2 protein-coding genes are annotated in these 888 nt (G+C 67.7%); one reads left to right on the top strand and one right to left on the bottom strand.

What is annotated here, in order from left to right:
* Positions 1 to 364 (top strand): cation transporting ATPase C-terminal domain-containing protein (locus tag JMF90_RS38755; RefSeq protein WP_374104344.1); only part of this gene is annotated, 364 nt, incomplete at its 5' end.
* Positions 365 to 478: 114 nt separating this feature from the next.
* Here the strand turns inward: JMF90_RS38755 and JMF90_RS38750 are convergent.
* On the bottom strand, positions 479 to 763 hold the full coding sequence (locus JMF90_RS38750; protein ID WP_012339855.1) for a hypothetical protein: 285 nt from the start codon (positions 761 to 763) through the stop codon (positions 479 to 481).
* Positions 764 to 888: the final 125 nt, after the last annotated feature.

Below are 888 nucleotides of genomic sequence, written 5' to 3'. Positions count from 1 at the left end.
GATGTGGACCGTGTTCGGTGCGGGCGCGCTGTATCACCTGAACGGCGGCGCGAGCGGCCAGATCGTGATGAACTCGGGCTGGTTCATCGAGAGCCTCGTGTCGCAGACGCTCGTCGTGCATCTGCTGCGCACGCAGAAGATCCCGTTCCTGCAGAGCACGGCGTCGCTGCCGGTGCTACTGTCGACCTTCACCGCGATCGCGATCGGCTGCTGGCTGCCGTTCTCGCCGTTCGCGGAGGCGATCGGCTTCATGCACCTGCCCGGCACCTACTGGCTGTGGCTCGCCGCGACGATGGTCGGCTACATCGTGCTCGCGCAGATCGTCAAGACGATCTACGTGCGCCGCTACAAGCAGTGGTTCTGATGGCGCGCGGATGACGATGCGCCGGCCCGTGCTCGCGAACGCCGAGCGGGCCGGCGCGGCGTGCGCATCGAGCCACGCCCATGCAACGGGCCGCATCAGCGGCCCGTTTTTCATTCATTGAGCGTCGTTCGCGCCGAACAACTGCGCGCACACCGTGCGCCCTTCGTCGGTCAGCGCGGCGCTGCCGGTACCGTCCTCGTTCAGCGTCGTTACGCTCAGGCCGGCGGCGTCGAGTTGCGTCAGCACGCGGCGCAGCGTGCTCATCGGCAGTTGCGCGCGCTTCGCGATCTTCGGCAGCGACCACGTCTTGCCGGCCGGATCGCTGGCGGCTTCGTTCAGCGTCGCGAGCGTGGCGACGAGTGCGGGATCGAGCGGGGATTCGTCGGTGTCGGAAGTCATCGGTTCGGGTTCGTCGGCCGGCGTCGCACCGGCATGCAGGGAGAAAACGCTCGCGGACACTATACCCCGCGTCACGCGCCCTTGAGCGCGCTGCGCATGAACGACACGAAACGCGCGGTGACGGG

Origin of the sequence: Burkholderia sp. E168m23 (assembly GCF_016586125.1) — a bacterium.
GTDB lineage: Bacteria > Pseudomonadota > Gammaproteobacteria > Burkholderiales > Burkholderiaceae > Burkholderia > Burkholderia orbicola.
Note: the sequence above shows the minus strand (reverse complement) of the source record. Positions and strands in the feature narration are given on the sequence as shown.